At 37.0% G+C, this 13,187-nt stretch carries 19 protein-coding genes; 15 read left to right on the top strand and 4 right to left on the bottom strand.

Annotated features, from left to right (window positions below; translation table 11 throughout):
- The 6 genes from HCCG_RS12860 to HCCG_RS09140 all read left to right on the top strand — a co-directional run.
- Window positions 1–163 (top strand): LUD domain-containing protein (locus tag HCCG_RS12860; RefSeq protein ID WP_034548456.1); only part of this gene is annotated, 163 nt, incomplete at its 5' end.
- Between the two features lie 10 nt (window positions 164–173).
- Window positions 174–563: a winged helix-turn-helix domain-containing protein gene (locus HCCG_RS09120; protein ID WP_002957220.1), complete on the top strand. Its 390-nt coding sequence runs from the start codon at window positions 174–176 to the stop codon at window positions 561–563.
- 140 nt (window positions 564–703) lie between these two features.
- A complete protein-coding gene (modA, locus tag HCCG_RS09125) occupies window positions 704–1,465 on the top strand; it encodes a molybdate ABC transporter substrate-binding protein (protein WP_002957222.1) in 762 nt (253 codons plus the stop codon).
- 26 nt (window positions 1,466–1,491) lie between these two features.
- Window positions 1,492–1,944 carry a hypothetical protein gene (locus tag HCCG_RS09130; protein WP_002957223.1) on the top strand — a complete coding sequence of 151 codons (453 nt, stop codon included), beginning with the start codon at window positions 1,492–1,494 and terminating at the stop codon, window positions 1,942–1,944.
- A gap of 63 nt (window positions 1,945–2,007) precedes the next feature.
- Complete coding sequence (gene modB, locus HCCG_RS09135) at window positions 2,008–2,685, top strand: molybdate ABC transporter permease subunit (protein ID WP_172580125.1); 678 nt, start codon at window positions 2,008–2,010, stop codon at window positions 2,683–2,685.
- Window positions 2,682–3,581, top strand: coding sequence for an ATP-binding cassette domain-containing protein (locus HCCG_RS09140; RefSeq protein ID WP_002957225.1), 900 nt, complete (start codon window positions 2,682–2,684; stop codon window positions 3,579–3,581). Before modB ends, HCCG_RS09140 begins: the two co-directional genes overlap by 4 nt.
- 3 nt (window positions 3,582–3,584) lie before the next feature.
- Here HCCG_RS09140 and HCCG_RS09145 read toward each other — a convergent pair whose 3' ends face one another.
- From HCCG_RS09145 to HCCG_RS12630, 4 genes are all read right to left on the bottom strand, one after another.
- On the bottom strand, window positions 3,585–4,958 hold the full coding sequence (locus tag HCCG_RS09145; protein WP_015453250.1) for a peptidase U32 family protein: 1,374 nt from the start codon (window positions 4,956–4,958) through the stop codon (window positions 3,585–3,587).
- A 48-nt stretch (window positions 4,959–5,006) separates the two neighbouring features.
- The gene (locus HCCG_RS09150) at window positions 5,007–5,681 is read right to left on the bottom strand and encodes a hypothetical protein (protein ID WP_002957227.1); all 675 of its coding nucleotides are present in this window, start codon (window positions 5,679–5,681) and stop codon (window positions 5,007–5,009) included.
- A gap of 142 nt (window positions 5,682–5,823) precedes the next feature.
- Window positions 5,824–6,198: a WYL domain-containing protein gene (locus HCCG_RS12625; RefSeq protein ID WP_015453249.1), complete on the bottom strand. Its 375-nt coding sequence runs from the start codon at window positions 6,196–6,198 to the stop codon at window positions 5,824–5,826.
- Entirely contained in the window at window positions 6,176–6,760 is a 585-nt protein-coding gene (locus tag HCCG_RS12630) for a helix-turn-helix transcriptional regulator (protein WP_002957228.1), read from the bottom strand. The genes HCCG_RS12625 and HCCG_RS12630 overlap by 23 nt, the downstream gene beginning before the upstream one ends.
- A gap of 135 nt (window positions 6,761–6,895) precedes the next feature.
- On the opposite strand from HCCG_RS12630, the gene HCCG_RS09165 reads away from it, so the two are divergent.
- From HCCG_RS09165 to HCCG_RS09195, 9 genes are all read left to right on the top strand, one after another.
- Window positions 6,896–7,120: an antitoxin gene (locus tag HCCG_RS09165; RefSeq protein WP_002957229.1), complete on the top strand. Its 225-nt coding sequence runs from the start codon at window positions 6,896–6,898 to the stop codon at window positions 7,118–7,120.
- Window positions 7,108–7,509 carry a type II toxin-antitoxin system tRNA(fMet)-specific endonuclease VapC gene (gene vapC, locus HCCG_RS09170; protein ID WP_002957230.1) on the top strand — a complete coding sequence of 134 codons (402 nt, stop codon included), beginning with the start codon at window positions 7,108–7,110 and terminating at the stop codon, window positions 7,507–7,509. Before HCCG_RS09165 ends, vapC begins: the two co-directional genes overlap by 13 nt.
- Window positions 7,510–7,710: 201 nt before the next feature.
- The gene (locus HCCG_RS09175; protein WP_002957232.1) at window positions 7,711–8,082 is read left to right on the top strand and encodes a hypothetical protein; all 372 of its coding nucleotides are present in this window, start codon (window positions 7,711–7,713) and stop codon (window positions 8,080–8,082) included.
- Window positions 8,083–8,126: 44 nt separating this feature from the next.
- Entirely contained in the window at window positions 8,127–8,345 is a 219-nt protein-coding gene (locus HCCG_RS09180) for a hypothetical protein (RefSeq protein ID WP_002957233.1), read from the top strand.
- 34 nt (window positions 8,346–8,379) lie between these two features.
- Entirely contained in the window at window positions 8,380–8,577 is a 198-nt protein-coding gene (locus HCCG_RS09185; RefSeq protein WP_002957234.1) for a hypothetical protein, read from the top strand.
- Complete coding sequence (locus HCCG_RS11730) at window positions 8,493–8,699, top strand: hypothetical protein (protein ID WP_002957235.1); 207 nt, start codon at window positions 8,493–8,495, stop codon at window positions 8,697–8,699. Before HCCG_RS09185 ends, HCCG_RS11730 begins: the two co-directional genes overlap by 85 nt.
- 33 nt (window positions 8,700–8,732) lie before the next feature.
- Entirely contained in the window at window positions 8,733–8,894 is a 162-nt protein-coding gene (locus HCCG_RS12230; RefSeq protein WP_002957236.1) for a hypothetical protein, read from the top strand.
- Window positions 8,894–10,585: a DUF262 domain-containing protein gene (locus HCCG_RS09190; protein WP_002957237.1), complete on the top strand. Its 1,692-nt coding sequence runs from the start codon at window positions 8,894–8,896 to the stop codon at window positions 10,583–10,585. The genes HCCG_RS12230 and HCCG_RS09190 overlap by 1 nt, the downstream gene beginning before the upstream one ends.
- A 209-nt stretch (window positions 10,586–10,794) precedes the next feature.
- Window positions 10,795–13,053 (top strand): AAA family ATPase, encoded by a 2,259-nt coding sequence (locus HCCG_RS09195; protein ID WP_034548459.1) that lies wholly within the window; start codon window positions 10,795–10,797, stop codon window positions 13,051–13,053.
- Window positions 13,054–13,187 lie beyond the last annotated feature (134 nt).

Below are 13,187 nucleotides of genomic sequence, written 5' to 3' on the forward strand. Positions count from 1 at the left end.
GAATTTCTACGAAGGGGTGCAGACACTTAAGGCACAAGGTGAGAATGGAAAACTCCCTACTAATATGATTTTTATCGCCGGTCCCTCACGCACAGCGGATATTGAGCTACAAACCGTCTTTGGCGTACACGGCTCTGTGAAAAGCTATATTATTTTATATTGAGAGTATAAAAATGAATGTATTTGCACGATTTTGGTTTGAAAAAAATGAGAAAAGTTATATCGGCGTTGGGCGGGCTGAACTGCTGACGCGTATAGCAGAGAGTGGCTCTATCTCAAAAGCAGCTAAACAAATGGGTATGAGCTACAAAGCTGCGTGGGATAGTATAGACATTATGAATAAGCTCTCTCCTAGCCCCCTTGTAGAATCTTGCAATGGCGGACGAGGTGGAGGCGGGACAAAGCTCACACCCCTTGGCTTTGAAGCGTTGAAGGCTTTTAATGAGCTAGAACGCGTGAAAAATATCTTTTTTGATTATTTGGATAATTCACAAGACTTTGCCGAGCTGACAAAAAGACTAAGCGATTTAGAATCCGCCCTTGAAGATTTTAAAGCAAAGTAGATTCTTGTCTCATAGGCGATTTTATGTCTTGTTTGTTGCAAAATGTTTGACTGCTATATAATTTTAGATACAAACACTTGACTTGGTTATATAAAATTATATAGCATTTAGTCTCAAATATTTCACAACAAGGAGTTTCTATGAAAATGAAAAAAATCCTAAGCATTTGTGCTTTAAGTGCCTTTATGTGTGTCAATGCAATGGCGGAGCAGATTAATGTCCTAGCTGCTGCTAGTCTTAAATATGTCCTAGAAGATATTAAAAGTGAGTTTTTAAAAACGCACAAGAAAGATAAGATTGAAGTGAGCTACATCTCTTCTGGCAAGGCGTATGCACAGATTCAAAATGGCTCTCCCACGCATCTTTTTATCGCCGCAGATATGAGCTACCCACAAAAACTCTATGATGAAAAACTAGCCCCCAGTCAGCCAAGCAACTACGCTAAGGGCAAACTCGTGCTTTTTAGTGCTAATGCCGACTTTAAGGCAGATAGCATTGAGATTTTGAAAAATGACAAGATCAAGCATATTGCAATTCCAAATCCAAAACTCGCCCCCTATGGCAGAGCGGCAGAAGAGTTTTTAAAATCACAAAAGCTAGAGAAAAAGCTTAAATCAAAACTAAGTGTTGGGGATTCTATCGGTCAGGCGACAAGCTATGTGTTGCAAGGGGCAAGTGAGATAGGCTTTAGTGCGTTATCAATGGTGATTAAGGATAAAACTCCACATCTCACTTACACGCTCATTGATGAAAGCACCTATAAGCCAATAAATCAAGCTTTGATTATCCCAAATCACGGCAAAGATTCTAAGCTTGCTAAAGAGTTTGTAGAATATATCTTAACTTCTAAAGTGGCAGAGAAAATCTTCCAAGAATATGGCTATGACAAGGCTGATAAATAAGTTACGACGGCTCAAAATAGGCTCAAATGAATAAGATTCCCGCTTGTGTAACTCAAATATTTAAGCAAAATGGCTGTGTGTTGCTAGAGCTGCAATGTAGCTTTGGCACACTTCATAGCCTCATACTTGAGCCTTGCGAGTTTGTATCCAATGACAAAGTCATCGCTACTTTTAAAGAAAATGAGATTATTCCTTTCTATTCTACGCAACACACCTTGCTTTCACACCTTAACATCTTTGAAGCTCAAATCACAGATATTCAAACAAGCGGTTTTTTCACGCGTCTTAAGCTTATGCCAACCACACAAAATACGCTAGATTCTACACGCTCACAGGATTTTATAGACAATACAAAATCTCAAAATATTACCCCCATTTACGCCCTATTCCCTAGCCTTGCCCCCATAGAGATAAGCCAAAATCAGCCTTGCAAATGGCATATCCCAAGCTCCCATATTTTGCTAGAAAAGTATATGTAAAGGGGGTAGGCAGTGGAGTTTTTAGAATCTTTAAATCTCACTTTCATAGCGAATATGGCAAATATGGCAGAGTTTTTTGACACAATGAAGCTTACTTTTCTCGTGGCATTTCTTACCACGCTTATTTTGCTCCCCATAGGCATAGCCCTTGGCAATTATCTGGCATTCTCGCAAAATCCATTGCGTCCTGTGGTTGAAGTGCTCGTGTGGATGCCTCTTGTGCTACCTCCATCAGTGCTAGGATTCTATTTGCTTATCACTTTTAGCCCAAAAAACGCACTAGGGGCATTTTTGCTAGAGCATTTTAACTTCAAGCTTGTCTTTAGCTTTGAAGGCTTAATCTTGGCAAGTGTGATTTTCTCACTGCCCTTTATGGCAAATCCCATAAAATCAGCCCTATCTTCCCTGCCTAAAAGCTTAAAAGAAGCAAGTTTCACACTTGGCAAAGGCAGAATCTACACACTCTTTTTCGTCCTTTTGCCAAATATAATTCCTGCTATTTTGCTTGGCTGTGTAACGAGCTTTGCCCATACCATAGGGGAGTTTGGCGTTGTGATGATGATAGGGGGCAATATCCCAAATCAAACACGCGTAGCAAGTATTGCCATCTATGATGAAGTAGAATCGCTTAACTACCCCCTAGCCCATCAATACGCCCTAAGTCTCTTTCTCATTTGCTTTGTGTTGCTCCTAGTCATTTTTTATCTCAACAAACATTTTCAAAAAAAGGGTATTGTATGAGCGATATTCACTTGCGTTTTCACAAAACCCTGCTTGGCAATAAGGGCAAGTTCCGTTTAGAGATTGATAAGCACATTAATTTTGGTGAGTTTATCGCTCTTTTTGGCAAAAGTGGTGCGGGGAAAACGAGTATTTTGCGGATTCTAAGCGGGCTTGATGATGTAGAGCAGGGCTATATCCGTGTGGGCGATGAAGTGTGGCTAGATTCACAAAAGGGTATTCATCTCGCTCCGCAAAAACGCCATATCGGCTTTGTTTTTCAAAACTACGCACTTTTTCCACATCTTAGCGTGTATCAAAACATTTGCTTTGGGCTAAAAAACAAGCAGGATAAAAACTTTGCCAATGAACTTATGGAGCTTATGGATTTGCACTCTCTTAAAAACGCTAGAATCTCCCAACTCTCCGGTGGGCAGTCTCAACGCGTGGCTTTGGCTCGGGCATTAAGCTCAAAGCCAAAAATCCTTTTGCTTGATGAGCCTTTCTCCGCCCTTGATAACGCAATGGCACAGACTTTGCAAAATGAGCTAAAAAAGATTCACAAATATTTCAATCTCACTACCCTGCTTGTAAGCCATAGTTTAAGTGAAATTTTCTCACTTGCTTCAAGGAGCTTTGTTATAGAATCTGGGCAGATTCTAAGTGATGGAAGCAATCAAGAAGTCTTTATCCAAAAGCGACTAAGTGCGAAAATCACGCTTGTAGGGCAGATTATTGCCATTGATATGCAGGAGCTATTTTGTATTATAAGTGTGCTGTGTAATGCTGAAATCCTACGGATTGTGTATGATAGAGAGCAGAGCTTAGAATTTAGCATAGGGGAGCAGGTTGTCATCGCCCAAAAAGCCTTTAGCCCTATGCTTTACAAGCTTAATAACATAAACCACCTTGTGTAGATTCTAATTTTCAATCTTCTCACGCAAGAAGCTAAAAGGTGGCAAGGGCAAGGGGAGCTTAAAGGCATTAGTATTGCCACTATGGATAGAATCTAGCTCTTTATTATCTTTCAAACAGATACTATCAAATCGCATATACTGCACACCATTTTCTACAAATATCTCGCCTAACTCACTTGTGCCACACACCACATTTTGCCCAAAAGGTGCGACAATCTCCTTTGCCTCCCCTACTCTTATGGTATGCTTACACACCGCCCATTCTCCGCTTTCATCAACTTCGGCATTGACTTGATAGCTCCCTTCACTTATGGCGGTTTGGTGATTTTGGGTATTGAGCTTTTCATAAGGGCGGTGGATAAGATAGCCATCAGTAAAGCCGCGATTTTTCAGCGTTTGCAGCTCGTTTGTATAAAAACTAGAATCCACTTTGCCACTATAATAACTATCAATTGCCGCACGATACGCCCTAGCGGTAATCCCAGCATAATAATTTGACTTTGTCCTGCCCTCAATCTTTAGTGCATCAATCGCTCCAGAATCTAAAATCTCCTTTATATGTCCGCTTAGATTCAAATCCTTAGAGTTAAAAATATGTGTCCCTAAGCCCTCTTCCTCTTCTAGTCTCATCATCACACCATTATCGGGATTTTTGACATAAAACTCCCTGCCATCAAATTTCACAAGCTCATCATTCTCCACATTTCGCACAAAATATTCATAATCAAATCGGCAGTCATTCGCACAGCTCCCGCGGTTTGGCACACGCCCACTCTGCAATGCCGAGATAAGACATCGCCCAGAAAACGCAAAGCACATACTGCCGTGTATAAAAATCTCAATTTCCAAATCCGGCAAATGCTTTTTAATCTCCATTGCATCTTTTAGGCTAATCTCGCGTGCAGCGACTATGCGTTTCACTCCCATTTCATAAAACACTTCAGCATCAAGCACATTTAGGACATTGGCTTGGGTAGATAGGTGGATAGGGATTTGCGGGGCGATTTTTTTGCTTAAACGCACCACACCCGGAGCTGCAACAATAAACGCATCAGGGGATAAATCAGCCATTTTAGCAATGTGGGATTCTAGGAGTTTAAGTTGAGAGTTAAAAGGAAAGCCATTAATAGTAACAAACACCTTTTTGCCTAGATTATGGGCGTATTCCACACCTTTAGCAAAGTCCTCATAGCTAAATTCCTTCCCCGCTCTTGTGCGAAGTGAAAAGTGGCTCACCCCTCCATACACCGCGTCCGCCCCGTATGCAAGGGCGATTTTTAGCTTATGCAAATTCCCAGCAGGGGAGAGAAGCTGGACTTTTTTAGACACCCTAGCAGTAAATTCTATATTGTTGTTAGATTCTGTATTTTGTTGCATAGTCATATCTCATTAAAAAATAAAGTCTAGATTCTTATGTGTGTAAGGCTACTTTGTACCAAATGAAGCAATCAACGCCTCAATATCCTCTTCATTTGCCACATCATCTTTATTGTCCCCAGCGATAAATACTGCTGAACTCACACGCTTACTATCATCAATCTTGCCCTCAAAGAGCGAGTTCATATATTGTGCCAAGGCTCGCATTACATTGATAACGCGTTCAATCTTTTGCCTATGAATATCCTGATACTGCATTAAATCCATAGCCTGCATTGACGCGTCATTAATCTCATCTGAAGCGTTAAGAATCTCCTTGATATTATCCTTAACCGACTGCGTAGATTCTAAAGCATTTTGAAAGCTTTGAATATGTGGGAATGCCGCACAAAGTTTAGAGAAAAGCTCTTCTTGTGTTTCAAGGTATTTTTTAAGATTTTTTGCCTGTTTTTGAATCTTCCCCGCACCATCGCCCATAATCTCAAGCTGATCAAAAATCTGTGTGCCTTTGACCTCTGTATCTTTTGTTACCTCATCAAGCTGATGAACGACTTTGTGATCTTCTGTTGGTGGAGGTGGTGGCCACTTCTTATCCGCTTCTACACGAAAATCATTAGGATCAAAAGTCTCTTTTTTAAACTCCTCTTCTTGCACTGGAGCTTCATCTACTTGGGCGATATCAGGCTCTCCATTCATTAGAGAATCTAGCTCTTCTTGTGTCATTGCCTATCCTTACTCTTGAAACTTTGACAAAATTAAGCCCGGATTATACCCTATTATTTGTAAGATGATTCTAAATTACTGCAATTTTATAAAACTCCCTTGCAAACTTCACTTTTCAATCTTTCTCTTTATCTCGTGAAACTTATATTAAAACTCTCAAATATTTCTCCACACTCTTTTTAATAAAATCTTTCAATTCTTGTGGCTCTAATACTACTACATTTGGAATCCACATAAGCACTAAAGGGGTAATCTCCATATAGCTTGTAATATGCAGAGTAATATCAAGGCTGCCATCTTTATTTTCATCTAAATGCTGATTTGGCGAGATTTTCTTTCGTTTAAAATACTTTGCGACTTTAGAATCTACCCATAATCTCACCATAAAAGGCTTTGCTTCAGGCACAAACCACGCATTCAAAGCATTATCTAGCCGCCCCAACACTTCTTCACTCACACTCTCACCCTGCCTTACTTCCTTTATATCAGCAATGTTATTGAGATAAAACTTTTTCATCACTAGATTCTAATCCTAAAAGATACCATTGCCCATTAAAGTTTAGAATCTTTAGCGGCATTATCTCTCTTTGTGTGTGAGTTTTAGTATTATTTAATTCTTGTAAAAACTTGAAGCTAATTATTATATGCTCTTTTATAGCATTCTGTAAAAGCAGAATAGATTCAGTCTCAAGGGTAATTTCTCCTAAATTTGTGCGAGTGAAAAATATATCTGTGCGATTATTTTCTTGGCTTTTAGATTCTAAGCTTTCAAGTAAGGAAAGCATTTGTGTTTTTGTAGCCCCACCCATACTATATGCAAAGCTTTTTAGAAGCAAAAATGCCATTGATAATTCATCATTTTCTTTTGTTATATAGTGTCCGTGAAAATAGATTTTATCTTTCTTGTAGCTATATTCTACACCCATATTCTCTACATCTCGCCGCAATGTCCTAAGACTAACGCTAAACTCTTTGGCTAATTCTTTCGCACATATCACACCATTATTTTCAGGGTTGTGTAATGCTGCAAAAATCTTACTGATACGAGCCATTTTTGTTTCATAATCGTGCAAGGACATTGTAAATCCTTTTGTTTTCCTGCTGATTATAAAGGATAAAAGTTAGGATTGTCATAATGGCGTCAATGGGATTTTATCTTACAATGTTTAAAAATTTTGTATATACTTGTTGTATATATTTACTAGGGGTTAGGTATGAAAGCAAAAGTATTTAAAAGTGGTAATTCACTTGCGATAAGATTGCCAAAGGCATTGAATCTTACTAAGGATTGCGAGTTTAATATAAAACAAATAAATAATAACATTGTTTTAACGCCTGCTAACTCAAATTGGGATAGTCTATTTTCAGCAATAGATAGCTTTAAGGGCGAAATAAAGCGAGATGAACTTATATTGCAGGATAGAGAATGGCAAAAATAATGCTTGATACAAATATATGTATTTATATTATCAATAATAAACCGCAATATATTAAAGATAGATTTTTACAATACAGAATAGGCGATATTGCTATAAGCTCTATCAGTGTAGCTGAATTATACTTTGGTGTAGAAAAATCTCAATATAAAGAAGCAAATACAAATGCTCTTAATACATTCCTAACACACCTTGAAGTAATAGATTTCGCACATAAAGAAGCGCTTACATATGCAAAAATTAGAGCAGATTTAGAATACAAAAAGTCTCTCATAGGTGCTATGGATATGCTTATTTCAGCGGTAGCTCTTGCAAATGATTTAACACTTATTACAAATAACACAAAAGAATTTCAAAGAGTTAAGAATCTAAAAATAGAAAATTGGGTGTGAATTGTATATCATAAATACAGGCTTTATTTTTACTGTTCTCTATCCTGCAATTTTATAATCCTTGATAATTCTTTATAATCCATCGCTTCAATTGCTTCATATTACGCACCGTTTCTATAAAAACCTCTATTTGTGTCATAACGCTGTCAAAGCTCTGTGCTATAACTTCATTTATCAAAACAATACTATAAGGGAGGCACAATGCAAATCACACAAGAAAATCTATTTTCCTATATGCAATCTTGGCTTAGAGAATGGGATATGAAAACTCTAGGCTATCACAATAGCTCTAAGGCACAAAAGGCTAAACAATGCTTTTGTGACTCCTTACATTTGCTAGAGTTTTTAGACACATTTTCTTATGATTTAGTGTATGGCTCAAAAGAGTTTTTTCTAGCAGTAGCCAAACATTCTCAAAAAGATTTAGGCGTAAATCAATGCGAGTTTGAAGCAGTTTTACAAGATTCTATCTCTAGGCTTACTCATCTTAGAATCTTAAAAAAACCCGCATTTATGTCAAAACGGATTTTCGTATCGGGGCAAACACAAGACCCATTCATATTCTTGCAATAGCCCAAGAGCTTTTATGGCTTGGATTTAGCCCAGAATATAAAGAAGTGGATTTAAGCCTTGCGGAGATTTTACAAATGGCAAGCGGAATGGTAATAACACACTATGCTAAAAACAAAGGCAAATTACCCATTTGGGGCAATATTTTGGAATATTATGTATTCTACAATGGCAATCGCTATGAGTTTGACACACAGGGCAATCTCAAGGACAACCCACAAGCTCAATTCGCACAAGGCGTAATATCTGTAACGCTAAGTGTTTAGCTTATGGAATAAGTGGCATTTGTAAAGGGGCAAAATGGCAGATACAAATAAGACAAAAGATTCTCATCGTAAGCACAGCGATTTTATGAATCCGTATGATGAATACAATAATGAGGCAACACATCATTTTGATATAGCCACAAAGCAGTGGATAACAAGTGGGGACTTTTACAAAACAAGGTGGCTGAATGCTTTATTAAAGCGGATATACAATGCGATGATACGCTTATAGCAGAGATTGAAAGCTCATTATATTTTTGCTTCATTAGTTGGGAGTATATGTATGAAGAGATTGATTGGTATATTGAGATTCTAAAAGCAGATAAGGCGCATAAACAACCACCGCTAATGTGATACAATACGCAATTATAATTATAAGGAAGTGTAATGACAGATGAAAATTTAGGGCTACTTTTAGAGAGATTTAGGGAATTTAACATTGACATTGAGGCAAGAAAAAGTGAAAGCAAAATGACTTTAATCCCTTGCTTTATTTTTTTTTTTTTGATTATAATACGCACACACACATTACATTTTAAGGAGCGATAATGAAACCAACAGAATCTACACTTGAAGGGTTTTTTCAAGGGGAAAAGCAATTTTTTATCCCCGTGTATCAAAGAGCATATTCTTGGGAAGAGCCGCAGTGGAAGACATTTTTAGAAGATTTAGAAGAAGCTACAAAGGGTGAAAATCATTACTTTTTTGGCAATGTGCTATTAGAAAAAGACGGCAATAATAGACTTGATATTATTGATGGACAACAACGACTTACCACCATTATTATTTTTGTGCGAAGCTTAGTCAATATGCTAGATTCTAAAGGCTATGATAAAGAGCAGTTAGACTATATCAAGCAAGACTATTTAGAGAATAGAAAAAAGTCGAAGTTAAATGCCCTAGAATACGATAGGGATTATTTTTATGATGTGATTATTGCCAATAGTGATAATAAACACAAGCCACAAACGCCATCACAAGAACGCATTTTAGAAGCAAAAAGGTTTTTCACAAAAGCATTGAAAAGCAAAGAGTTGGCCCAACTTGAAGAAATATTTCAAGCTATGCAAAAAGCACAAATAATAAAGCTTGAATTTAGCAACAAAAAAGATTCTGTGTTAATGTTTGAGCTACAAAATAATCGCGGCAAAGATTTAACAAATATGGAAAAGCTAAAAAGCTATCTTGCCTATCAAATCTACACTTATAGTGATAAAGATTCTGCTGAAACTAAACTCGATGAAATGACAAGTGTTTTTAAAGAAATTTATCGTGTTGTGAATGATATAAAGCAACTGAATGAAGATGCTATTTTGGGATATTTTAATATCGCAACTTCAAAATTTGGCTTTACTTACAGAGAAGATAACAATAGTTTAAACTACAAAAAAGAACTAAAAGATATAAAGGATAGTGAAGAGAAACTTGCTTGGATTGATAAGTATGTAAAAAGTCTTAAAGATGCCTTTTTTGATTTCAAAACCTTTATGAAATCAAAAAGCGATTATAAAGAATATTTGCTCCATTTAAATGTGGCAGCCACCTATCCCTTTGTGATTAAGGCGTATCGGCTTTTTAGATATGATGAAGAGAAGTTGGAGGGAGTGTTTAAAGCCCTTGAAGTGATTGCTTTTAGAGATAAGCTTGTGAGCACTAGAGCAAAGATAAGGGACAAACTAAATAGTGCTTTGAAAAACTTTAATAGTGTAGAAAATCTTGAATCTGGCATCAAGTATGTATGCAATAATGAGTGGTATTGGAATGACGATAATATAATAAAAGCACTTGAGCCTGAAAAACACACTTTAGATGAAATTGCTCGCTATATTTTTATGCGTTATGAAAATGCACTGCGAAGCAAAACCGCAAGGACTAAAGGCTACAAATTTACATTAGATGAAATCAAAAAGCCACAGGACAACAAGAATCCGCCGATAGAGCATATCGCCCCGCAAACAGAAAATGGCGAAAAAGTCGCAAGTGGCTATTGTAAATATGATGAAAAGTTTATGAAATCTTATTTGAATTGCATAGGGAATCTTATGCTGATTGCCGACTCTCATAATGTCTCTGTTGGTAATAATCCATTTGCAGATAAGCTACAAAGCTATGAAAAATCCCCTATGGCACAACATAGAGAAATAAAAGAGTTTGCAAATGGCGAAATATGGGATAAAGATTCTATTAATAATCGCCACGAAAAGCTAGTGGAATTTATCCTAGAAACTTGGAGTTTATAAATCTTTGTAATCTTTGTTTTGTATAGTTAGAATCTTTATAAAATCTTGTGTAAAGATTCTAACATTAGATTCTTGCCTTACTCGCTTTTAAAAAACTCTCAACGATTCCAAAAAAATTCACTTTTTTGACATAACGCTGTCAAAGCTCTGTGGTATAACTTCACTCAACAAAGCGATATTTCACTTTGAAATACACACAAGGAGTGATTATGGCAACACAAGCACAAAGAGACAATAAAGTCCTAAGCAAATTTAAAGCAAGAAGGCGAAGAGCTTTAAAAAAAGCAGAAAGCACACTTATAGATTCTAACAAAGAAGCCCTGCAAAAGCTCCTGCCCTTTAAGCCCATAGCCAACGACAAAGACTATGAGAAAAAGTTTTTTGTCGCACATCTTATGTCTCTTTTCCCACACACCACAGACTTTGATGACTGCTTCAAACTCTTTAGAAAAAATTTTAATGCAAATTTAGCTGATTTTAAAGATGAAGCTATGGTGGCAGAGTTTATCACGCCCCATCTTTTAACGCATTTTCATCTACTCAAGCCCAAGAGCTTTGTGCGTAAGAATCTAGCCCTTTTGCAAGAGTGCTTTGGACTAAGTGAGATTGAAACAAATATTTTATACATCATCGGCTTGTTTGATAAGATGAATAGATACTATGATGATAAGCTTGATTATTTGGAGTTTTGCCTACTTTTAGCGAGTGTGTTGCAGACTAGTCCCACAAAGATTCAAAAGCTACTTATGGCGGATATGCCACTTAGAAAGTTTGACTTTGTTTATGAAAATCTTAAATATGGTAATTTTGAATTAGAGGGCTTAGCTGAAAGACTTATGATAGAGCCTTTTAGTAAGCAAGAGATGATGAAATCCCTTGCTAGAATCTACCCCAAAAGCACACTTGAAATAGCGGATTTTAGCTATATGAAAGAAAAGTTAGATATGCTGCTAAACTATTGTAAAAATGCGAAAAATCCTAGCGTTTTTCTCTATGGCAAACCCGGCGTGGGTAAAAATGAAATCGCCGCCCTTATCGCAAAAGAGCTACATAAGGACTTATGGGAGATTCATAATATTAACAATCAAGGCGAAATTGAAAAGGATAGACTCGAGCAGTTTATAAGGGCTCAATCTATGCTAAATGCTGATAAATCTGTGATTTTGCTTGATGAGTGCGAAGAGTTTTTCCCCAGCTTGTATCCCAAATACAATGAAGACAAAGCAAGTAAAAACACGCTGAATAAAGTGCTAGAATCTGTGAAAATCCCAAGCATTTTTCTAAGCAATAGTGCGGATATTGACTCAGCGTTTTTGCGGCGATTTGACATCGTGCTAGAGATCAAAGCTCCTTCAAAAGAGAAGAAGCAAACAATTATAGAAAAAGCCCTAAAGTCCCAAAGGATACAACTAGATTCTATGATTATTAGCCAAATTAGTGAGTCTAGCCTTTCTCAAGGTGTGCTTTTGTCAGCTTGTAAAGTAGCTAAAACTCTAGCCAAGCATAAATTATCTAGCTTTGAAAAGAAAGATTCTAAAGATAGAGTGAGAAAAAGCCAAATCATTACAGATAGCCTTATCCAAGTGCTAAATGAGCATTTAAAACTACAAGGGCAAAAGCTCATTGCTACAAGTAAGCCTAAGTCTCTGCTCTATGATATGAGTTTAATTAATGCAAGTGTGGATATGAAAAGCTTATGTGAGAAAATCAAAAATGTATGTGGGGCAAAAGATTCTAACAAGCTAGAATCTAGCCTAGATTCTAGCGACTCCGCACAAGGCATTAGAATCTTAGCACACGGAATGGCAGGAAGTGGCAAGAGTGAATTTGCCAAAGCCTTAGCAAAAGAGCTAAATAGACCAATAATGCTAAAAAGAGCAAGTGATTTGCTCTCTATGTGGGTAGGAGAAAGTGAGCAAAATATCGCACAAGCCTTTAGCGAAGCAGAGAAAAAGGGAGCGATTTTAGTGCTTGATGAAGTAGATAGCTTTTTACAAGATAGAAGCGAGGCGGAGCGGAGCTGGGAGATTAGCCAAGTAAATGAAATGCTTACGCAAATGGAGAATTTTGAAGGCATATTTATCGCTACAACAAACTTTATGACTAATTTAGATAAAGCAAGTATCAGGCGATTTGATATGAAAGTAGAGTTTAAGCCGCTGGATTCTGCTAAATTCATAAAAGCCTTTGGTTTATATGCGAGACATTTAGGGATTAGCGATTATGTAGCGTTTTTAGAATCTAGCTTTGCTAAAAGGGCGATAGAAAAGCTAAATAATATTTGCTTTGGAGATTTTGCCTTAATTGCTAGAAGTGCTAGATTTGAACCAATCACTTCTTCACAACAATTATTAGAGAAATTACAAGAAGAATCTAGACTTAAAGATTCACATATAATAGAAAAATGGGGTTTTAGGGGGTTGTTTTGTAGTGATTTGAAGTTTTTTCTTGTGAATATTTTGCGTTAGCAAAATTGATTATATTAATATTATGTGCGATAAGCAAAATGCAGATTCTAGAGTGGCAAAAGCAAGGGATTATAGAGTATCTAGGCAGCACAAGCGATGTTCGCCCATTTTTAGAATCTAGCTCTTGTGTGGTG

The sequence above is a fragment of the Helicobacter cinaedi CCUG 18818 = ATCC BAA-847 genome (assembly GCF_000155475.1).
In the GTDB taxonomy this organism is placed as follows: Bacteria; Campylobacterota; Campylobacteria; order Campylobacterales; family Helicobacteraceae; genus Helicobacter_C; species Helicobacter_C cinaedi.